Origin of the sequence: Streptomyces tricolor (assembly GCF_002155905.1) — a bacterium.
In the GTDB taxonomy this organism is placed as follows: Bacteria; Actinomycetota; Actinomycetes; order Streptomycetales; family Streptomycetaceae; genus Streptomyces; species Streptomyces tricolor.
In genome coordinates, this window is sequence record NZ_MUMF01000202.1 from 11463 (window position 1) to 11696 (window position 234).

Here is a 234-nt window from a genome sequence, read left to right on the forward strand (position 1 = left end):
GCTGGAGTGCGCGGCGGACGCCCAGCGGCTGAACCAGGAGGGCCGGACGCGCGGGAAGATCGTCGTGACGGTGGACTGGGAGCCGGACGAGGGCGCCGTGTGGGCCGGGGACGACGAGCGGGCTCTCTACTCGACGAGCCAGGAAGGCACCTTCTAGACGGCACCTTCGGACGGCGCGCCTTCTGGACGACGAGTACGGCGGCCTAGACGACGAGTACGGCGGCGCACACCGCC